This window comes from Citrobacter sp. C1 (genome assembly GCF_014596895.2).
Lineage (GTDB): Bacteria > Pseudomonadota > Gammaproteobacteria > Enterobacterales > Enterobacteriaceae > Citrobacter > Citrobacter gillenii.
This window is the reverse complement of sequence record NZ_CP115035.1, coordinates 3,157,159-3,177,644: the sequence shown is the minus strand read 5'-3', so window position 1 is coordinate 3,177,644 and position 20,486 is coordinate 3,157,159. Positions and strand designations below refer to the sequence as shown.

At 44.4% G+C, this 20,486-nt stretch carries 17 protein-coding genes and 1 pseudogene; 8 read left to right on the top strand and 10 right to left on the bottom strand.

The window, feature by feature from the left end; translation table 11 throughout:
* Nucleotides 1-112: 112 nt before the first annotated feature.
* The 4 genes from IB214_RS15490 to ompC all read right to left on the bottom strand — a co-directional run bounded on the left by IB214_RS15490 (nt 113) and on the right by ompC (nt 4,966).
* Nucleotides 113-1,162: an aldo/keto reductase gene (locus IB214_RS15490; RefSeq protein WP_117341970.1), complete on the bottom strand. Its 1,050-nt coding sequence runs from the start codon at nt 1,160-1,162 to the stop codon at nt 113-115.
* 58 nt (nt 1,163-1,220) lie between these two features.
* Nucleotides 1,221-2,285: an alpha/beta hydrolase gene (locus IB214_RS15485; RefSeq protein WP_223240187.1), complete on the bottom strand. Its 1,065-nt coding sequence runs from the start codon at nt 2,283-2,285 to the stop codon at nt 1,221-1,223.
* Nucleotides 2,286-2,464: 179 nt separating this feature from the next.
* A complete protein-coding gene (locus IB214_RS15480; protein WP_117341786.1) occupies nt 2,465-3,358 on the bottom strand; it encodes a LysR family transcriptional regulator in 894 nt (297 codons plus the stop codon).
* A 483-nt stretch (nt 3,359-3,841) separates the two neighbouring features.
* Nucleotides 3,842-4,966: a porin OmpC gene (ompC, locus tag IB214_RS15475; protein ID WP_117341972.1), complete on the bottom strand. Its 1,125-nt coding sequence runs from the start codon at nt 4,964-4,966 to the stop codon at nt 3,842-3,844.
* 879 nt (nt 4,967-5,845) lie between these two features.
* Between ompC and IB214_RS15470 the strand changes: the two genes are divergently transcribed.
* Entirely contained in the window at nt 5,846-6,925 is a 1,080-nt protein-coding gene (locus IB214_RS15470) for an alpha/beta hydrolase (protein WP_117341787.1), read from the top strand.
* Between the two features lie 576 nt (nt 6,926-7,501).
* Nucleotides 7,502-7,876, top strand: coding sequence for a helix-turn-helix domain-containing protein (locus IB214_RS15465; protein WP_117341974.1), 375 nt, complete (start codon nt 7,502-7,504; stop codon nt 7,874-7,876).
* A gap of 192 nt (nt 7,877-8,068) precedes the next feature.
* Here IB214_RS15465 and IB214_RS15460 read toward each other — a convergent pair whose 3' ends face one another.
* Nucleotides 8,069-9,481: a heavy metal sensor histidine kinase gene (locus IB214_RS15460; RefSeq protein WP_117341788.1), complete on the bottom strand. Its 1,413-nt coding sequence runs from the start codon at nt 9,479-9,481 to the stop codon at nt 8,069-8,071.
* A gap of 19 nt (nt 9,482-9,500) precedes the next feature.
* Nucleotides 9,501-10,187: a heavy metal response regulator transcription factor gene (locus IB214_RS15455; protein ID WP_117341789.1), complete on the bottom strand. Its 687-nt coding sequence runs from the start codon at nt 10,185-10,187 to the stop codon at nt 9,501-9,503.
* A 517-nt stretch (nt 10,188-10,704) separates the two neighbouring features.
* On the opposite strand from IB214_RS15455, the gene IB214_RS15450 reads away from it, so the two are divergent.
* The 5 genes from IB214_RS15450 to tatA all read left to right on the top strand — a co-directional run bounded on the left by IB214_RS15450 (nt 10,705) and on the right by tatA (nt 14,431).
* The gene (locus tag IB214_RS15450) at nt 10,705-11,442 is read left to right on the top strand and encodes an NAD(P)H-dependent oxidoreductase (RefSeq protein WP_117341790.1); all 738 of its coding nucleotides are present in this window, start codon (nt 10,705-10,707) and stop codon (nt 11,440-11,442) included.
* Nucleotides 11,443-11,562: 120 nt separating this feature from the next.
* Nucleotides 11,563-12,630: an alpha/beta hydrolase gene (locus IB214_RS15445; protein WP_117341791.1), complete on the top strand. Its 1,068-nt coding sequence runs from the start codon at nt 11,563-11,565 to the stop codon at nt 12,628-12,630.
* Between the two features lie 272 nt (nt 12,631-12,902).
* Nucleotides 12,903-13,151: a YdgH/BhsA/McbA-like domain containing protein gene (locus tag IB214_RS15440; RefSeq protein ID WP_117341792.1), complete on the top strand. Its 249-nt coding sequence runs from the start codon at nt 12,903-12,905 to the stop codon at nt 13,149-13,151.
* Between the two features lie 603 nt (nt 13,152-13,754).
* A complete protein-coding gene (locus IB214_RS15435; RefSeq protein ID WP_244207852.1) occupies nt 13,755-14,126 on the top strand; it encodes a DUF1330 domain-containing protein in 372 nt (123 codons plus the stop codon).
* Between the two features lie 77 nt (nt 14,127-14,203).
* Nucleotides 14,204-14,431, top strand: a complete 228-nt coding sequence (gene tatA, locus IB214_RS15430; protein WP_117341793.1) for a twin-arginine translocase TatA/TatE family subunit — start codon at nt 14,204-14,206, stop codon at nt 14,429-14,431.
* 466 nt (nt 14,432-14,897) lie between these two features.
* Here tatA and IB214_RS15425 read toward each other — a convergent pair whose 3' ends face one another.
* The 3 genes from IB214_RS15425 to IB214_RS15415 are packed head-to-tail and all read right to left on the bottom strand — an operon-like array spanning nt 14,898 to nt 18,488.
* On the bottom strand, nt 14,898-15,947 hold the full coding sequence (locus IB214_RS15425; protein WP_117341794.1) for a site-specific DNA-methyltransferase: 1,050 nt from the start codon (nt 15,945-15,947) through the stop codon (nt 14,898-14,900).
* Nucleotides 15,940-16,743, bottom strand: coding sequence for a MobC family replication-relaxation protein (gene mobC, locus IB214_RS15420; protein WP_117341795.1), 804 nt, complete (start codon nt 16,741-16,743; stop codon nt 15,940-15,942). Before mobC ends, IB214_RS15425 begins: the two co-directional genes overlap by 8 nt.
* 8 nt (nt 16,744-16,751) lie before the next feature.
* Nucleotides 16,752-18,488: a type IV secretory system conjugative DNA transfer family protein gene (locus IB214_RS15415; protein WP_117341796.1), complete on the bottom strand. Its 1,737-nt coding sequence runs from the start codon at nt 18,486-18,488 to the stop codon at nt 16,752-16,754.
* A gap of 908 nt (nt 18,489-19,396) precedes the next feature.
* On the opposite strand from IB214_RS15415, the pseudogene IB214_RS15410 reads away from it, so the two are divergent.
* A pseudogene (locus IB214_RS15410) lies at nt 19,397-19,522 on the top strand (IS256 family transposase); the annotation flags it as partial.
* Between the two features lie 152 nt (nt 19,523-19,674).
* Here IB214_RS15410 and IB214_RS15405 read toward each other — a convergent pair.
* Entirely contained in the window at nt 19,675-20,421 is a 747-nt protein-coding gene (locus IB214_RS15405; protein ID WP_117341798.1) for an SDR family oxidoreductase, read from the bottom strand.
* Nucleotides 20,422-20,486 lie beyond the last annotated feature (65 nt).

Below are 20,486 nucleotides of genomic sequence, written 5' to 3'. Positions count from 1 at the left end.
AAATTAAAGCCAGGCTCTACTCAGATTATTAGCAATTTAAAAATACACTGATTCAGGATTTGTTAAATGAGCCTTCATGACTGTCGAAGGTCCAAGTGACGGTATACTTGCGTTATAACTCTCGAAGAGCTTGAGCACTGGAGTCGACATATCGGTCGCGTTGAAGTGATCCAAATCGGCCATAGGGATAATCATCCGGTGCAGGCGCACTCACGGTATCTAACTGACTGGTTAATTCAGGAGAAAGCTGAAGCTCTGCGGCGGTGAGATTATCGTGGAGCTGCTCAATTGTGCGAGCGCCGATGATTGTTGAAGAAACTGCTGGCCTGCTATTGACCCAGCTCAGAGCTACCTGACTCGGTGTTGCACCTATTTGGTCAGCAATCAGTCGCACTGTATCAAGTGTGGCCCAATTTCTTTCCGACTGAGCAAATTTTTGCCCAATATACTTGAACATTGGATTGCTATTGGTATATCTCATGCCTGATTGAGGTTCCGTTTGGCGATTATATTTTCCGCTCAAAAAACCTCCCGCTAAAGGTGACCAAGGCAATAGCCCTATCTCGTTATATACAGCAGCAGGAACAAGCTCGTATTCAATCTCACGGCACAACAGGCTGTATTGTTGCTGAAGTGTGATAGGTACTTGTAGTCCCATTGCTTTTGCTGTTGAAAGCACTAGTTGGAGTTGCCAGCCGGTAAAGTTGGAAAGCCCGATATAGTGAATTTTTCCCGCACGTACAGCCGCATCGAGAAAAGAGAGGGTTTCTTCGACGGGAGTCAGAGGATCCCATCCATGCATCTGATAAAGATCAATCGTTTCGACACCTAGACGATCTAGCGACGTGTTCAGAGCTCGGTTAAGGTGGGCACGAGATGAGCCTGCATCATTGACATCCTGGCCTGTTCCGAATCGGGCCTTTGTTGCGACCACCAGACGGCTCGTCTTGTCCGGGCGACTTGCACGCCAACGTCCAAGTAGCGTTTCTGATGCACCGCCACCGTAGACATCGGCAGTATCAATCATGTTACCGCCCACATCAACGAACTCATCAAGGATAGCGAATGCTTCATTTTCAGGTGTTTCTGTGCCAAATCCCATGGTTCCAAGGGTCAAATTTGAGACAGAGAGACCCGAGTTACCAAGTTTGCGATATTTCATGGTCATATTACTCCGAAAATGAGTAAAAAAAGACAGCAACAAGTCAGTGAACGCGGGATCAACTGCTTGCTAGCTGACTCTTAAAGAAGGGAACAAGTTTTTTGGCTGCTGCCGTTGCACCCGCTCCATCGTACAGGTCCATGTGAGTCGCGCCGGGGATGATAAACAGTTCCTTTTTCGTCGACGCGGCGAGGGCGTTAAGTTGTTCGCTGTGCCATAAAGACCCAGCCTTGCTACCGGCTATCATCAGGAGTGGCTGAGTAATGTAAACATCTGCTCCTTCAAAGCCGGTAAAGGATGCGAGCGTGCTGATACTTGTCATCAGCATCTGATTAGTCGAAGTTGGGTATCTTCCCCGGGCCGTAAGATAGTAGTCAGCTGCTTCCTGAAGATCACGAGGCGCAGTCGTATCGCCGAGCTTGGGTACGTAGTTGACATAGACTGGCGCGCCACCCGCGGCTTCTGACGAACGCTGCTTAGCGACAGCCTCCAGAGTAGGGATGAGTTCAGACTCAGCCGTTTTTCCCTCCCAGCCTTTACGGGTCGCAGCACCCACATCTACTGCACTTACCGTTGCAAGCGCCTTGATTCGGCGTTCGGTCATTGAGGCTTTAACAGTTATTCCGCTGCCGGCACAAACTCCCAATGCACCGATGCGATCGCTGTCAACGTAAGGTAGCGTGGTCAGATAATCGATAGCGCTGTAAAAATCGACGACGCGTTTCATTGGATCATCAACAAACCGAGGTAAACCACCGCTGGCACCTTGATGGGAAGCATCAAAGGCCAACGTTACGAACCCTTCAGCAGCCAGTTTGAGTGCATAAAGTCCCGCAGTCTGTTCCTTAACTCCCCCCCCAGGATGTATCACAACGATTGCAGCAAATTTTCTGTCTTCGCTAAATGCTTTAGGAAGATAGAGATTGCCTGACATCATGATTTCATTGTTTTTGAACATGACACTCCGGACGGTAATTCCGTCCACCTGCGTGCTTGCCCCGGATATCCGTGGTGTAGGATCAAGTGTGGCTGATGCATTGCCCGCCATCAATAACCCGGCAGAGGCTACTGAAGCTGTAAGGATGAAGTTACGGCGACTGAGTCCACCTGCTTGCTTATTCATTAATAATCCTTCCTTCACTTGAAGATGTTAAGGGCACTTAAAGAGGGAAATTCAGCTTTAATCTTAATTCCTTTTGCATTAAGAAATTAGGGGCTTAATTTTGATTGGGCTTAGAAGGGTATTTTCTTAATCAAACCCAGTGAACTGAGTGTCAGCTCGCTGGGTTTGAGAGGGGGAAGTTAGACGCGATAACGCAGAGCTTCCAGTACAAGGGCAAATGCGGGTGAATGCTGGCGGCGGCTTGGGTAGTAGAGATGATAAGCTGTGCGTGGAGGAGACCAATCGGCGAGAACCTGTACCAACTGACCCTTTTCAAGCGCTGTGTCCACCATGTCTTTTGGCAGATAGGCAAGACCCAGTCCATCCAGTGCGGCCTGCCGCATCATATGTACGCTGCTAAATGTCCCTCTTCCTTCGATACGGATTTTAAGCTCAGTTCCCTGCTTATAGAATTCCCACGTATAGAAGCCCCCATGAGTCGGAAGTCGTAACTTAATACAACTATGGTCACTTAAGTCACGTGGGATAACTGGAATTTTATTATCTGCGAAATAGGAAGGTGACCCAACTACGGCAAAGTTGAAGTTTGGTGCAATTGGAACCGAGATCATGTCTTTATCAACCTGCTCACCCAACCGAACTCCCGCGTCGTATCGTTCAGCAACAATATCCTTCAAGCCGTACTCACTGATGATTTCAATATCAATATCCGGATAGTCTCGAAGTAACACTTTCAGTTTCGGCCAAAGAATGGTTTCTGCGGCATGCTCGACGGCAGTAATCCGTACGATTCCAGCGGGTTTATCTCGCATCCCACTGAGTGCGGCGATTTCATTCTCAATTTCATCAAAATGCGGGCCGATACGACCCAGTAAATGTTCACCGGCCTCTGTTACGGAAACGCTCCGGGTTGTGCGGGTGAGCAACCGTAGACCCAGTTGTGCCTCAAGAGTGCGCACGGTATAGCTCAGCGCTGACTGGGATACGCCAAGCTGAGCTGCGGCTTTAGTAAAGCTTTGCTCGCGAGCTACGGCAATAAATGCCTGATAATCTTTGATATTTTTTCGACGCATTGATTACCCTAATTCAAAAAACCATGCGGATAATATTACTATAATGAGTATCGGTTCTGTTAAATGAAAATTTAGACAACATGCTTAGCATCCATACACTTTTGACTGGCAACAAGTAGTTGCTGAAAGGATTATCTTTACGTGCCAACAAACGAATGAACAAACAATTTAAGTTCACCAGTTAGTAACCGCCGTGCGGTATCGTCTTCATGCCATATTTGCTTTCAATTCCAGTTCAACCTCCTCAGTCTGCTCAATGAGGTAGGCATAATCTTAGTAGAGCCGCATAAGCAACCGTGTTATAGAACGAATTTTTGCAGAGGTCGATACCGATGGGTGTAACGTTTTGCATGGTCATCCCATTCAGAAAGAGAAACACCTTATCAGCGTACCGCTCACTGGGGGAGGGAACCGGTAGGGCACATTTTCATAAGACGTAAAAAAGGCGACCGAGGTCGCCTGTAATTACACTTCTCAGAAAAATCAGAACTGGTAAACAACACCGACCGCAGTGACGTCATCGGTACTAATACCGGCTTCACGTGTAAAGCTATTTTCATCAACCAGGTTTATCATGTAATCAACAAATACATTGATGTTTTTGTTGAAGTAATAAGTTGCACCGAAGTCGACAAACTTGATCAAATCCTGGTCTCCGTAATTTTGACCGGAAGCAGAACGACCCAGATTTTTACCTTTGTTCACGTTATAAGCAACAAACGGTTGCAGGCCGAAATCAAACTGGTAACTGGCATACAATTCTATTATTTGAGATTTGTTGGCGTAACCGTAGGCACTGTCATCAGAAATTGAACCGAAGCGTGAAGCATTATAAGACTGGGTATACATCGCAGCTAAATAAACGCCGTTCGCATCATACTTAACCGCACCCGAATAGGCTTCAGCGCGATTGCCATTACCCATAATGCCGGACGTACGGCTATTTTGTTCGATGGTACGGTTCGCGCTGCTCATTGCACCCACAACACTGACGCCGGCGCCGATTTCATAGGTGGCAGACATGCCATAGCCATCACCATTCTGGCGCAGTACACTGCGGACGCCCGGTTCACCGCCGCCGTCATTTTTACCCTGATACTGAATCGCAATATCCAGACCATCGATCAGGCCGTAGAAACCGCTTACACGGTAAGTCGCGACACCGTTTGCGCGGCTGAACATGAACTGGTCTGAGCCGTAGGTCATGGCGTCAAACTCAGGCTGCATATCGGTAAAACCCAGGGAATCATAAAGCACACCACGGTTACGACCGTAATCGAGTGAGCCGTAATCGCCGAACTTCAGGCCAGCGAATCCATAACGCGTTCTTGGTGTGGAACTCTGGCTTTCTGGATTGTTGGCATCAAACTGTGACTGCCACTGACCATAACCAGTTAGTTTGTCAGAGATTTGTGTTTCACCACGAAAACCCAGACGAACGTATGTCTGGTCACCATCCATGCCCGGATCCTGCGAGAAATAACGCTCGCCGGAAATCAAACCGGTGATATTCAGTTTGCTGCCGTCTTTATTGTAAACTTCCGCTGCGTGTGCAGCGCCAGCAAGAAATACAGATGACATCGCTAAAGACATTAGTTTATGCTTAATCATAATAACCCTCAATGTTTTTATATATAGCCACTGCTTATTTTCTGAGATTTGTATAAATAAAGTTCGTGACCTTTACTGCAGGTCCTTTTATTTTTTTCTGTGCAATGCAATAATTACATCGCATATTAGGTTTATCACTTTTGAAAGCATGGTGTAAATGTATGCTTTATTTGTCAGCACAGATTGATAAATAAATTTAGACTTAACTCAAATCGCACGCATTGATAATAAAAGCTATATATAATCGGTTAGGGCTACTGCGCCTTATAATTATTGAATTTTTATCTTCATACTTCTAAGTATATTGTTTTTATATGGTTGAATATCTCGAAGTTAATTTTTTATGGATACTTGATAATAAGAAGTCTTCATATAATCCACGGCAGGATTAGCGTAAATAAAACGTATTGATAATACCTTGAGTTAGCATTCTGTTTGCAGGACCCTTCGCTTCATTCGAGTTCTCAATGTCAAGTTGTTACGCTCAATGAGTTGAATGAGTATTTTGTCTTTTAGATGAATTCCTTCGGTGCTTATATGATATGGTTGTCCTACTCATCTTATAATTTACACCTCATTGTTAGTATTCATGGTTAACCATTTCCCTATACATTTTACCTTTTTTTTTAGTTGATTATTGTCTATTGGGTGTATGGGTTGACATACGTGAGAAGTGTTTTAGATTTAATTATAAACTGTCAAAAATGTTATCTATGCGTAATGTTGAGGACAGGTAGTGGGAGTACAATAATAAATTGTGGTGAGATAAAACAGACGGCTTTAGATTAATTTAGAGTGGTCGATGTATGTTGGTGCATTATCTAAGGGTTTAGTCTAATTAGACTATTAGCAAATAATGAGTAATAGGAGCCTGTAATGAGTAATAAGAATGATATTACCCTCAGGAAAGAAGGTGGCTCGGCATACAGTCGACGCTCTCTTTTAAAGTCAAGTGCATCATTAGCCGCTCTCCCTCTCCTGGCGATTGCATCGTCAAGTGTGATCGCCGCTGGAAGTCAACAAATAACGGACAAAAATGCGGTTAGTACGGCCGACGAGAAAAACGAGGCATTCATCAATAGCATGGCAGATCTCATGGCTCATTCAACTCGTACGCCGATTCTAAGGTGGCCGAATGAATATGGTATGGAATATGAGGAAATTTTCTTCCCTGCGATAGATGGAGTAACGATTGAAGGGTGGTTCATTCCTGCCAATTCGGACAAACTGCTTATTATGAATCATCCTATGCCATGCAACCGATATGGTTACCCTGGGCACATGGATCCGTGGAAAAACTTTGGCGGCTTTGAAGTAAATTTTCTACCTGAATACAAGATATTACATGACGCTGGCTACAACATTATCACCTACGATATGCGTAACCACGGGCGTAGCGGTTCAGGCAGCGGGGGGATTGTTGGCCATGGCGTGCTCGAATATCGTGATGTGATTGGATCGCTTCGCTACGCTAAGTCCCGGTCTGATACCAAGGACATGAAGACAGCTCTCTACAGCAGGTGCCTCGGAGCTAACTCAACAATTGTGGGAATGCACAAACACCCCGAGGAGTTTAAACACATTAAAGCAATGATTGCCCTGCAACCTTCATTACCTGCAGTTTTTGTGGCAAAGGCGGTAGAAAATCTAAATATTACAGATGGATACGAAAGGCTTGACGCTGCGTTTTACAAACAAACCGGTTACCATCTTGTGCAAGTCTTTCCGATGGAATATGCAAAATCTGTTACAGTTCCAACTCTCGTAGCACAAGTTCGCCGTGATTTTACGACAAAGGTATCGAGTGTGCAGGAAATCTATGATCTTATGTCATCCAGTGACAAGAAGATGTTTTGGATCGAGGGTACTGATCAACGTTTTGAGGGCTACAACTATTTTGGCAGAAATCCTCAGCTCGTGCTCGACTGGTTTTCAAGCCATATTGATGCTGTCTGACAAACTTGGCGACACCTTCTAACGTAAATTCAATTCAACGTTTTCCTGCTAATTCAGTCTGGTACTCATGGTGGTGACACCATGGGTACATATAGTGTAGAAAGAACAAAAGTCTGATAGATAGGTTTCAGTATTTAAAAATAGAAATATTTAATTCAGTAATTTCAATATCCCAATATATTTATGAACAGCTGTATCTAATGAGCCTTACTAAATTGGCTTCGGCGCTTTAATATTTGTAGGGGAGGGCCAGTTTTATGCCGTAGAGTAGAAACGTTTCTGCGAAGGGAAATTCTGTATCGACTTAGTATTCTCAAAGGGGCCATGACTCTTTCCCCTCTCGGAAATATATTTTGACAGAAAGGGAAGTAGCCGATTTTTACAAGATTATTGCATCGGGGTAATGTATTGTGTTGTATGATAGTTATTTATAAATAATGAATTAATTTCGATTGTGATGTTTATAATGTCAGGCGTTTTCTGATTTACATTCTGTTTTTTATTTTGGGGAATACTGCGTTACTCACATATTTAACCCTTTTTCTGGCGGTAATTAAAATTGGGGAGTCAAGGGCTATGGCTAAAAGAAATGAAGTCATTCACGCCGAGATTATTGCAGATATATTGACATGGATCGATATTAATATCTTCGAACCGTTAAAAATAAATGATGTGGCAGAAAAGTCCGGTTATTCAAAGTGGCATTTTCAACGGGTTTTTTATCAGGTAACTCAGAGTACTCTTGCTAATTATATCAGGGGCCGTAAGCTTGAGTTAGCTGCATGGGATTTAAGTAATACAAATGATGATATTTCTTTCATATCATATAAATATGGATTTGATTCACAACAGTCCTTTACCCGAATTTTCTCGAGGAAATATAACATACCTCCATTGGCGTATAGGAAATATCATTCTTCCAAACCTCGCCCAGAAGACATTTCGATTTGACTCATTCTGTAATGTAATGCATACAGATATTCTGGCTGACAAAATAATAATGGACAATATCGCATAAATTAGCCAAGTGTGACCGGAAGTAGGGGGTGAACCATTGACTCTGCTGTCCGGGAACCGAATACTTTCCATCTGTTATCGAATTTTTTCTTCTAAGTCAGAATGATTCCGGCTGTGTATTGCGGATTATTCTATCTCCGGCGTATTTTTTAATGATGGTAAATTATCCTTTGGCGAAACTCTAAGAGTGAAACCAAAGGTGTTAATGCCCTGCTCACTTCTGGCGAATACCTCCCCCCCGTGCATAATCGCAATTGCTTTAACAATCGCAAGTCCAAGGCCATGGTGCATATCACTGTCTTTACGTGAAGCATCAACCCGATAGAAACGTTCGAAGAGACGAGTAAGATGCCTGGTGGCAATCGTATCACCGACATTCATGACAGCGACATGAGCAAAGCCATACTGGGCAAAAATACTCACAGTAACAGTCGTGGAGGCGGTCGCGTGACGAGCACTATTTTCAAGCAGGTTGGCCAGGGCGCGATGAAAAAGCCGGCGATCGACAATGGTTTGCACGTTACCTACAATATCCAGCTTAAGTTCGCGATCATGGAATGACGGTTCTACATACTCAGCCGTTTTCAGAGCCTCTTCCCGAAGAGATGTATTACTCAGCTCAGCCGCACCTTTCCCTGCCTGCGCGTGCGAAAGAAACAACATATCATTTACAATTGACGTCATTCGATCAAGTTCTTCAAGGTTAGATTCCAGTAGTTCCTCTAATTCATCAACACTACGTTCACGTGCAAGAGCAAGTTGCGTCTGGCCAATCAGGTTGGTGAGTGGTGTCCGCAACTCATGTGCAACATCGGCGTTGAAACTCTCTAATTGCTGCCAGGCGATTTCCTGACGTTCTAGTACGCCATTGAAAGCATAAGCAAGAGACTGCAACTCTAAGGGAAGCGCCGATGAATTAAGCCGCTGACCTACATTCCCGGGTATCAGATAGTTTGCCTGCCTGCTCAGATCACGGACGGGACTCATGCCGATGCGCGACATGGCATAACTCAAAATTGCCACCAAAATCAATCCCGCTAATGAGATCAAAATAAGTGCGCGGGAAAATTCGCTCAGTGTGCTGAAGTAAGGTGTTGAATCGATTGCGACGACAAAACGAATCTCTGGACGATCGCCAAGAGACTTCAATGTTTCAACATATAAATAAAGCGGGCAATGTTTCTCATCGCCTGGAATAGTTGAAAAACCGTCCTTTAAATGTTCACGTCTTAAACTAGCCAGTAATCCACCTCCAATTAGGTAATGACTATCTTCGCTTATTATCGAGTATTTAACCTTATGCCCTTCATTATCACTGAGTGTCTTAAGTTTTTCCTGAATTAAATACCAGTTCGCCTGTGATCCCTGAGTCTCAATATACGGAGCTACAAGCGAATTTCGAAAAAGCAATTCATTATGCATTTGATTTTCAAGTAAAGAAGAAAGTGAAGCTCTTTGAAAAAATGCAAGAGTAGATAATATTATCGCCATTAGTAAAACAAACATTAGCGCTAAACGGCTCGAAATAGAATGTTTCATCGGATTTTAAACCTTGATCTCAATTGCGATAAGTACGTTTCTCTAACACATAGCCCATTCCGCGAACGGTGTGAAGAAGTTTAACGGTATAAGGGGTATCAATCTTAGTTCTCAGCCTTTTTATGGCAACTTCAACCACATTGGCATCGCTATCAAAATTCATGTCCCATACCTGTTCGGCGATCATCATTTTTGAAAGGATTTCTCCATGGTGACGAGCCAATAAACTTAAAAGCGCAAATTCTTTAGCGGTCAGATCAATGCGATCATCGCCACGTACTACCCTGCGTGCTAAAAGATCTATATGAAGGTCGTCAATATCAAACTGGGCAGTATCACCATTTTCGTTTACGCGACGCCGTACTAAAACTTGAATCCTGGCAACCAGTTCAATCAGGGAAAAAGGTTTCGGCAAATAGTCATCAGCACCACGACGCAACCCTTTGACTCGCTCATCTACGGAGCTGCGCGCTGAAAGCATTAGTACTGGGGTTTTTTTAATGGCGCGAAGTCCTTCTAAAACACCGTATCCATCAAGAACAGGAAGCATCACATCTAAAATAATAGCATCATAGTCATACTCAACGGCAAGATAGAGGCCTTGTTTCCCATCGGCTGCAACATCAACAGTATAGCTCATTTCACAGAGAGCACGGCTAATGTACGAAGAGGTTTTCTCTTCATCTTCAACCAACAATAATCTCATGATGACCTCCATTATTCAGGAACTGTTGTTCATAATAAAAACAGTCATTCTATTAACTGGGTTTACGTAATTAAATAAAAGAGGATGATATCTCGTTTTATATTAAGTTTTTATAACGGACTCTCATTCAAAAACTAAGCCATCACTTTTTTAAAGTCTACCATCTTACGATACTGTGTGGCTGCCACGAAAATCAAAGTTGTTTAATCAGGCAATAAATTCCTCAGATCAGGCAAGTTATAATTCGATATAAAGAGACATATTAGTCATTTGAACAGTGAGGTTTTTTTCCTTTACCTTCCTGAAGGAAAAATCCAGGTAGCCGGGAAAATAGCAGTGATCTAATACATATAGTCCCGCTCGCCTCACTGAGGTCGTTGGGTTATTGACGAAAGAGGATACAGCTGGTGGTGTCGTTTACATGGTTCGTCAGGCATGACATACATCTATTCCCTCAGGAGATAAGGTTTCATGCCTGCATACTGCGCTTAAGTCATTCTTTACTGGAGCATTTCGCATGACTAAATCACCCATTGAGAAAAATGAAGCTAATGATGTTGCAGGGTTGGATCGCCGGGAATTTATTAAGGTTGGTTTGGTTATGACGGCGGCAGTTTTAGCGCCTGGGAGCGCAGCAGGTGGAGCCATTGGTTCCGTTCCTGTTAACGCAAAGAGAATTCTCATTATCAATGCGCACCAAAAATATCCGGGCATAAGCGAGGGAACACTTAATCGCTCATTGGCTACTTTAATTAAAGATGAAATGCTGAATAAAGGTTATGAGGTCAAGGAAACAAACATAGAGCAAGGATATAATGTTGACGAGGAAGTCAAAAAACATCTTTGGGCAGATATCATCATAACCCAGTCGCCGGTCTTTTGGTTCGGAATGCCCTGGATCTACAAAAAATATGTTGATGAAATTTTTACTGCCGGGATGCTCCAGCAAAGTTTTATATCAGGAGATGGAAGGGACGCCAGTGACCCTGGCCGACAGTACGGTTCGGGAGGCAAATTACAGGGCAAGAAATACATGCTGTCTTTGACAATGAATAGTCCAAAACAGGCGTTTGATGACAAAAATCAAAAGCTGCATTCAGGTTTATCCGTTGACGACGTGTTTCATTCGACAACAGCCGTTTATAAATTCTGCGGTGTTGATGTTCTTCCGATTTTTGGGTCTTACGATGTAATACAGTCCCCGCAGGTGAATAATGATATGGATCGCCTAAAACAGTACCTGGCTCATCTGTAATAGATTGTATTGGAATTGCTGCGTATCAGATTATTTCTTTGATTATATGAAAGTGAAAGTTTGAAATCGAATTAACTGACGGCTTGCCAACGAGGCCGTTCCGAACTGAAGGTGAGTAATATGATAGAGCTGACACGTCGTAAATTAGTTCTTGGGACTCTGAGTACGATACTGGTAACCGCAGCTTCACGAGGCTTTGCTGCTGAGATGGTTTCTGCAGTCGGTAAGGCGGATTTTATGAGCCATGTCGATCCAGAACTGAGAGCCGCAGCGAAGGAACTTATGCCACTGACAGAAACCTTATCAAAAATGTCGGCGTCAACGCTGGGGCAAATTAGGGCATCTCTGGATAAATTATCACCAGCTCAGGATCCATCCGTCAAGGTCACTAAACGTATTGTGCCGGGAACTGGCGGTCAGCCTGGAGTGGTGGTTTATGTCATCAACGATAAACCTGGTACTCGCCGACCGGCGATATTACACACTCATGGGGGGGGATTTGTTCTCGGTACAGTTGCACAAGATGTGCATCGATTGCAGGCGATGTCGATTGCTCTCGATTGTGTGATAGTTTCAGTAGAATACAGACTGGCACCGGAGGTTACCTACGCGGGTTCCGTTGAAGATAACTATGCTGCGCTGAAGTGGGTGTTCGAAAATGCAGATGTGCTGGGTGTTGATACCCGTAGAGTAGCCGTAATGGGCGAAAGTGCGGGTGGGGGTCATGCTGCGCTGCTCGCCATAAAAGCCCGCGATCGTGGAGAGTATCCATTAGCATTTCAGCTACTCGTCTATCCAATGCTCGATGATCGGACTGGAAGTGTCGGTAATGTACCCTCTCACATCGGTCGTATCATCTGGACTCCGGCGGCAAACAGATTTGGTTGGGCTTCTTTTCTCGGCGTTCAACCGGGTACTGCGGCAGTTCCTCGCGCTGCAGTTCCTGCACGAACTGATGATTTCACCCGTCTGCCTCCAGCGTATATTTGTGTAGGCTCGGTCGATCTTTTTGTTGAGGAAAACATCAGGTATGCAGGCAGATTGATAGACGCCGGTGTTCCAGCAGAGTTATTGGTCGTACCCGGAGGGTTTCATGGCTTCGATTTGAGTTCACCAGATGCGCAAGTTGTAAAAACTTTTAATAACGCCAAATTAGTGGCTTTGCGTAAAGCATTCTCTATATCTTAGTGATGTGCTTAACTTCAGTCGAACTGAAGATGTGCAGTTATGTCAGACCTAATTATTGCTAAAAATTCCGGTTAGGAAAGGTAGATGAGTGTCAGGGAAGTAGGAACCAACTCTCTATAATTTTTTCCCAGGGAAATGATTTTTTCCCCGTTAGTATCTATTCTGACAAAAATGTTATCGTGACGTCATGCTGAGGTCAGGTGTCAGGGAGTAATATATTTATTACCGGGATTACTTCTGTCCGGCTTACTTAAATAAGGCAGGTAACGATAATGATTAAGATATCAATGATGGCATTAATGCTTTCTACAGTAACAACAAGTGCTTTTGCCGCTAATAAAGTGAACGATTTTGAAGGGTTAAATCGAATTGGAGTCGTATCTGTTAGCGGAGTTACAACGCTCACCGAACTGGAAAACAAGTTGTCAGAAAAAGCAGTGCAAGCTGGCGGGGATTCTTACAAAATAATTTTTGCTGGAGGTAAGAATAAGTTGCATGGTGTTGCATTGGTTTATAAATGATGACCATCGTAAAGTATGTGCGGGGCGATACTAATCGGCCCTGTACATATATTTACTCCCATTCGGCATGAAGTATCTTACAGATTCAATAAGGGATTAAATGCACCTCGAACCGAAAATTGATTTATTTTCACCTTTTGAATGCGTTACACTTGGCAATTGATAGAAAACCAACTTTTTATTATTTACGTGTGATTAGCAAGAAAAAATGCCAAAACGACAAAAATTTAGCTGATTTGATGATTCACGCGAAAATCATGGATTATAATTATTCCGGAACTAAGCAATATGGACTATTTTCATGAGAGTCTTGGTGCACTGAGGTTCCATTTTACCCCATCTGAAATGGGTGAAATCGACGTGACAATATTTAAACTCACCATATATGGTGGGTATATTATCAAAATGCAAATGGGTTTCGTCGACCATAGCTCGTAAGTGATACCGTTAATTACCGCATGGTGTGTCTCGGATAAGGGTATGGTCAACGTTGGTCAAAAAAAATGTTCTTAAGAGAAAATCTCACAAGTTTAATTGAGTCATTGATTTTCGGCGTGATTTTATGTTTTGATAATTCCATCACCAATACTATTGGAGTTTTAAGTGTTTAAAAAGAACCTCTTGGTCGTACTGACCGCGTGCACATTGATTTTCACATCTGCAGCACCAGCACATAGTGTTGAAGTAACATCTCATGCCTACGTGATTGCAAATTATGATATTAAAGATCCCACGATATATCAAAAATATAAGGACGTGGCAGGTCCATTGGTACAAAAGTATAATGGGAAGGTGACAGTATTTAATGAAAGTGTAAAAGCGAAAGAAGGTCGTCCGCATTCATTATTTGCAATAGCAGAGTTCCCGAGTATTGAGTACGCGGAACGTTTCTATAACTCACCCGAGTATACAGCTGTGAAAAAGCTTAGAGTTGCCTCAACTGATGGCTGGGTGATCATTACTAAAGGTAATTAAACATCTGTGGGAAATAAATAATAAATAGCTATTTTGAAAAATCAGGACCTGAATCAGATCGTTTAAAAGAGGTTTTTATGGCCGGAATTAGTATCTGGAAGCTGATTATCATCGCAGGTATCGTAATTATGCTTTTTGGTACCAAAAGGCTTAGAAGTTTGGGAGGTGACTTAGGGGAGAGTCTTCGGGATTTTAAAAAATCTTTCGCAAGTGAAAATAATAATACCGAATCAGTTGAAGAATTGAAGCCCCCGCTTCTGAGCATCAATGAAAACGATAAGGTCGATACAGAACGTAAAAAATAAGGCCTGTAGTTGTATTGTTAATTTATTCCTTCTTCATTGGTGACCATGATGATCGAATTTAGAACCATCAATAAAAATATCAATTCTTCTCGGCAAGAATATAAGATTCAGAGGAGGTAGGCTATATATTTTCAAGGCTGCCTGTGTGGGATGTAAATTGTATCGTTATTTGATGGGCAAAGCTTGAGGGCAGAAGAAATAAGCGGTAAAGGAATGTGGCTTTAACCTTATAGTGCAGTGGGCAGGGTAATGGTGGTTTCAGGATGTATAATTCCCCCTGCGAATCTTCGTGGCATTGGATGCCAGGAAAATTCGCAGGCTGCGGGGGCGGGCGGCAAAGAGCCCGTTCACCCCTTTGGCGGCATTTAACTTAACTTCAATTTTGTGCTGTAGGGCAATGTTGAAATATGTGTAAAGAATATCTAGGTATCCCTACTACTGTTTAAAATCCAGTGGAACTGACACTTTATTTATCAATGCGTCTCCCTGCATCGCCAGTACGAACTATGGTACTTCGTACTGCCGCAATACGCCTGCGGGCAATTTTCACATAATCCGCTTCGCGCTCAATACCGATAAAACAGAAGCCTTCCATCGCTGCGGCTTTACCGGTGCTTCCACTTCCCATAAAGGGATCAAGTACAGTGCCGCCATAGGGGGTAACCAAGCGGCAAAGGTATCGCATCAGTTCGGTGGGTTTTACACACATATGATTGTTACCCTCACCACGGTCTTTTTTGCTGGCTTTCGCACAATAAAAGAACCTACTTGCGCTACTAATTTCTAGCTGTTGAGGAGTATCCCGGAACTTGGCAAGTACTGTATCACTGCCATCATGGATAAGATTGGCAGGCCAGCGACCATCCAGGTTTCCTTGCCTTGCGATACCGCCATCACCTTTATTTCTTCCTCGCCACATGTGGTTGGGATCGGAACCACCCGGTCCATTTGGATAATCATAGGGTGATTCTCCTTCTGCCAGAGGGATCCTGCATTCGCTGATGTTTAAAACGCCAGTGCCATACACGCCTACGTTGGATGCTGTCGATCCCATGCATGGCTTGCGGGCAAGGGTAATCGGTTCCAGTGCCGGTTTTAACGCGTGGTGAGATTTAGGAAAGCCCGAACCGTATACCCAGCCCATTATTCCATCACGCCCAAATGCCGCGTCCAGCAATTTGAGCTGGTCCGGTGACATACTTTCAATGAGGGCCTGAGCAGCATTACTGGTCTCGTAGAGAAATACAATCATGTCACGTATTTCAAAGCCCGCATCCTCAATACGCATTGCCATCCGGTGTTGAGTGCGTGAGCCCGCGAAGGACAGCAGATGACCACCAGGTTTGAGTACGCGTAGACATTCTTCCCAGATGGCTTGTGAAGGAACATCATAGTCCCATGTCTTACCCATGAATTTAATACCATAGGGCGGGTCAGTCACGATGCTGTCCACAGAGTTGTCCGGCATACTGCGCAGAACGTCAAGGCAGTCGCCATGAGTCAAAATGTCATGCATGGTGTTCCCTCCCGTTATCGCCACCAACTGATGAAGAGGGGGCCTCCTGCATATCACTGACGCTATATTCCAGTTCATCAAGGGTGCGGAACAGAAACATCTCGCGGTTCTTCGCATCAAACGGGACGGGAATGTTGTTCCTTATCACCGTCCTGATGCTGCCAAACAGCCTGACCAGCGATTCTTTAGTTTTATCATCCGGCATCACATACATCGCATAATGCCAGCGTCCGGCGTCGCTGGCGGCCAGATGACTGTTAATGATGCTGATGTAACGGGCGCGTGTTTTCATCGTTCGCTCTGTTTCCACCGCAACGATGGCACCGCTGCTTAAGGTAATAATGCCGTCCGGTCGGTGTTGGACACCTCTATATCGCGCTATAAACTCTCCCCGATCGCCGTTAAGCCAGCCCGTACCGCCTTTTTCCTCTAGTGCGATCCTGACCCGCTGGTTTAACAGGCGGTGCTCCAGCGTCCAGTGTCTGAGTTTTCCCGGCTCAAAATAGGCGGGAAATACCTTGTCATTAGCGCTAACCACCATTGCCAGTCCTTGCATGGTGATCCCCCACAATGATTTTTTCCCGGTCAATACCGGATACTCATGTTTATTCAGGAGACCCATTGCAACCGCTTTATTCAGCAGGTTATACATCGCATGGTTATATTTTCCTTTATAGCCGACAACTCTTTTTAAGGTGCGGAAATCAGAAAACGTTTCTTCCTTGAGGAAATACAGCAATGTCCGCATTCTCCGTTTTGCGGCTTCATTTCTTTCAGCAACGTTATGAATAAGCATTGATAACCTCACAGGTTAATGGAGGGTTTGTGGATCTGGCTTTCTTTTTCGGTATGCAGTCTTTGTTTATGTTCAAACGAAAGCAGGTCGATATATTGCTTTTTCGCCGGTATATGGAATAGTTTGGTTGCCTTCGCCAGATCATTCTGGGTGAAAACAAAACCAACAAAGTGGGGGAGGTTAAGCAACATGTTGCTGTCTATATAATATCTCTCAGCCTGGCGGATCATCCTGTCTGTTTCTACCTTTTCAGTCAGAGATATATCCGTTTTAACTTTCCTCATTTCATCGTCTACCAGAATAGAGCCAGTCATCCTTGCCACCCAGTCGGCAGTGTCCGGATCGCGAAGGCGATAAACCAGCATAAACTTGCAGTTCTCAATCACCGAACCGGCCACAGCATCACCCTCCAGATCTGCCGGGCAGTCATACAAATCTTTTACCGACTGGTGGGCCATGATGATATGCACACCTTTATCCCGCGCTGCGCCAAGTCCCTCAAGTGCAGGGCGGGAAAGGTGATACTTAAGTTCATCAAGGAAAATAGCAACAGGACGAGGTTTGCCTTGTATGCGATCACGTGTTTCGGCTATCTGAATCAGACGGGTTAAAATCATTCGCTGAGCCGATATGATTTTCTGGTTTCGCATCGAGCCGATGATGTAACAGCATCCGCCTTCATCGAAAATAGTCTTTAAGGAAAATCCGTTCCGGGCGTTAATGGAATTGACTAATGCGATTTCCTCAAGCTCGCCATAAAAAGCAGGCACATCTTCACTGAGAGATTTCACAAAGTCAGTGTTAAATAAGTCGCGTAACGTCATGCCCTTTTCATAAATAGCTGCCGTGTTTCTCGCTGCACGGCGATCGGCGATACGGTAAAAATCAGCACCTTCGCCTTTTTTACCCAGGCTGAAACCGGCATTAAACAGTTCCTCCAGTTGTTCATGAGAAATATCAGCCAGTAAATCAAGCTGAAAATTGAGGTCATTCAGGTTAATAAGAACAAAATTTTTCCCCGCTTTCAGACAGGCTTCCCGCAGTACATGTGGTGCCCACTCATCATTTTTAGGATCTTCGACAAATACGCCTTCACCTGAAAGTATTGCCTGATAAAGCAGCACACAGGCACTGACGCCTTTACCAGACCCCGTGGTACCGATAAGGTCGGCGTGCTGAGTTTGAAATTCTTCGGCGGTGATATATTGCGGCTGGTCGTCTTTATCCAGCCCGATAAAAATACCTTTATTCAGGTCAATATAATCCAGCGGATTATACGCAATGCTGTCAGGTAACATGTCCCTGACTTCACGAACATCTGTTCTGACATTTCTTTCCAGTTTGCTTTTTTTAATCATCCGGTGTTTCAGACGGTCAATTTCTCCGGCCAGCAGTCTGCGGGCTGCAATATGAAAAGCCAGACCTGCAAGCGTAAACCCGATAGTCAGTATCCAGAGTGATAATCTGAGCAGTATTTTATTGTCGAGTACTTTAAAGAAAAAACTCAGCCCCTGAATGGTCAGCGGTGACAGGGTGCCGAATATGAAAAAGAAGGTGGATAAACCCGCCACCGATTTTAACCAGAAGGGGGCATTTTTTCTTTCTTCACGTGGCAGATGAAAGATGAATGGCAGCGTCATCCCGGCAAATATGGACAATATTACCGGGTTGTATTGCAGCCACAGCAGAAAATAAGAAAAGGCATCCGAAAAGGCACTCAGCCTTTGCATCAGATGAGTTCCCATTGCAGTGATCTCCGGTCTGATTTCGGTGTGACGGGCGCATCACATGGGCGTCACCGATGGACGTTAAACCTCACGCCCACACGTGACGCCTATTGAGGACGCCCATAAACGGATGAAAAGCACTGAACGTCTCCGACGCTCATGCCCGTTATCCGCGCTTTCAGAAAACAGCCGACGCATGGTCGTCAGTCCTCTGAAACGCTCGAATGACGGGCAACGGCGTGTGACATTACGCTCGGGCTGGACGCTCTCCCTACATGTCACATGAGGGTAATGTCGTGGCTGAACGCCGCGCCAAAACCCCCAGGGTCAACTGCGGCACACCGTCGCACGCTACGCGCGACCAACCCCTTTAAGACGGTCGCTTTCGCCTTTTTATTCCCTTTGCTCGTTCCTCGCAGCGTGAATAAAAGGGAAGCTGACCTTTAAAGGGGTTGGTCGCGCCACGCTACCGGCTTTTGGCCGGAGACTTAGCTGCGACGGTGTGCGGGGCAAGCCCCCCAAATAAACCGCTATCGTGGGCGATAGCTTTTCGCTCGCTGGGGCGGCGAAATTTATTCGGCTCCCCCCGGTCTGCAAAATCCGCGTAGGCGCGTCTGTTTGCAGATGGGTTCGGTGACGCAAATTAGCAATTTCTTTGAAATTGAATTTACTCGCCTTACGCCACTTTATAATTCCTGCAGAACGCAGAAATTATAAAGCCTAAATTCATTGCTCTTGGCGTGTACGCAGGGCTGTATTTTTCCCCGATTGAAATACGTCGTTGGGGAATGCTAGCGAGAAAAGAAATGTTTGACGTTAAATAACTCAATATCGGATGTGATGAGTTTTTGGTTATGCAGTTCCACCAACAAAAAAGCTCTTCCTGTCACTACTGGTGGCAGGGCTTTGATTGGGAGTGCTACTTTCAGAAAATTATTTATCTGGCGATAAAGGATGCTTAAAATAAACGGAGCATGCCGATCCGGAACTTGCGGCTGGTGATGAGTCGCTTTATTATCGAGTTCGGTGACCGTCTGAGCGATCACCTTTAATATGATGGCAGTACACAGAATTATGAACAGGATTCTAAAAAATATTAAAAAATAAAATAAGTCATGCAATAAGATTTGTTTTCATGTCAATGTTCTTTGTAACCAAGACTCAGGATAGACATAAGGATAATAATCAGGATTAACAACTATCTTCAGAATTCCTGCGAGGTGGGGCGAAGCGTTATTTCATTAATAGATACATCATCGGGTTGTTCTACTGCAAAAACAATTGCTTTTGCGACTGAATCAGCAGATATTTCATAATTCTCATAAAAGGATTTCATTGCAGAACTGGCTTCTGCATCACTGCTGCCATTGACCAGTTCACTGGCAACGGCCCCAGGATAAAGTGTCGTCACTCTGATTCCAGAGCTTCCAACTTCAGCACGCAGCCCTTCACTGATGGCTTTTACTGCAAACTTTGTTGCGCTGTAAACGGTACCTACACCTGCGGAAACACGTAGTCCGGCAACGGATGATAAGTTAATAATGTGCCCGTTTTTTTCATTCAACATATTAGGCAATACAGCTGCGATTCCGTAGAGTACACCTTTAATATTGATATCTATCATTAGATCCCATTCATCTACTTTTAACTTGGACATTGCGGCCATAGGCATAACCCCCGCATTGTTGACCAGTACATCAACCTTCCCATATTTTTTTAACGCAGATTGTATGAGATTAACCACATCATCGTGTTTAGCGACATCTGTTGTTACAGCCAATGCTTCACCGCCTGCTGCCGTTATTTCACTGGCCAGTTTTTCCAGTTTGTCTAAACGACGAGCCCCTAATATAAGTTTAGCTCCGCGAGCAGCAAGAAGACGAGCAGTAGCCTCACCCAGTCCACTGGACGCGCCAGTAATCACAACAACTTTTTCAGCAATAGTATTCATTTTTCACATCCTCTCTAAATGAACGTTTGAATTGTGGAATTAACTTTGCGAGTGTTTTACGTAAT

Bases quoted from the DNA above. Each gene is read 5' to 3' on its own strand.
- IB214_RS15490 (WP_117341970.1), bottom strand. From the start codon at position 1,162: ATGAAATATCGCAAACTTGGTAACTCGGGTCTCTCTGTCTCAAATTTG.
- IB214_RS15485 (WP_223240187.1), bottom strand. From the start codon at position 2,285: ATGAATAAGCAAGCAGGTGGACTCAGTCGCCGTAACTTCATCCTTACA.
- IB214_RS15480 (WP_117341786.1), bottom strand. From the start codon at position 3,358: ATGCGTCGAAAAAATATCAAAGATTATCAGGCATTTATTGCCGTAGCT.
- IB214_RS15470 (WP_117341787.1), top strand. From the start codon at position 5,846: ATGAGTAATAAGAATGATATTACCCTCAGGAAAGAAGGTGGCTCGGCA.
- IB214_RS15465 (WP_117341974.1), top strand. From the start codon at position 7,502: ATGGCTAAAAGAAATGAAGTCATTCACGCCGAGATTATTGCAGATATA.
- IB214_RS15460 (WP_117341788.1), bottom strand. From the start codon at position 9,481: ATGAAACATTCTATTTCGAGCCGTTTAGCGCTAATGTTTGTTTTACTA.
- IB214_RS15455 (WP_117341789.1), bottom strand. From the start codon at position 10,187: ATGAGATTATTGTTGGTTGAAGATGAAGAGAAAACCTCTTCGTACATT.
- IB214_RS15450 (WP_117341790.1), top strand. From the start codon at position 10,705: ATGACTAAATCACCCATTGAGAAAAATGAAGCTAATGATGTTGCAGGG.
- IB214_RS15445 (WP_117341791.1), top strand. From the start codon at position 11,563: ATGATAGAGCTGACACGTCGTAAATTAGTTCTTGGGACTCTGAGTACG.
- IB214_RS15440 (WP_117341792.1), top strand. From the start codon at position 12,903: ATGATTAAGATATCAATGATGGCATTAATGCTTTCTACAGTAACAACA.
- tatA (WP_117341793.1), top strand. From the start codon at position 14,204: ATGGCCGGAATTAGTATCTGGAAGCTGATTATCATCGCAGGTATCGTA.
- IB214_RS15425 (WP_117341794.1), bottom strand. From the start codon at position 15,947: ATGCATGACATTTTGACTCATGGCGACTGCCTTGACGTTCTGCGCAGT.
- mobC (WP_117341795.1), bottom strand. From the start codon at position 16,743: ATGCTTATTCATAACGTTGCTGAAAGAAATGAAGCCGCAAAACGGAGA.
- IB214_RS15415 (WP_117341796.1), bottom strand. From the start codon at position 18,488: ATGGGAACTCATCTGATGCAAAGGCTGAGTGCCTTTTCGGATGCCTTT.
- IB214_RS15405 (WP_117341798.1), bottom strand. From the start codon at position 20,421: ATGAATACTATTGCTGAAAAAGTTGTTGTGATTACTGGCGCGTCCAGT.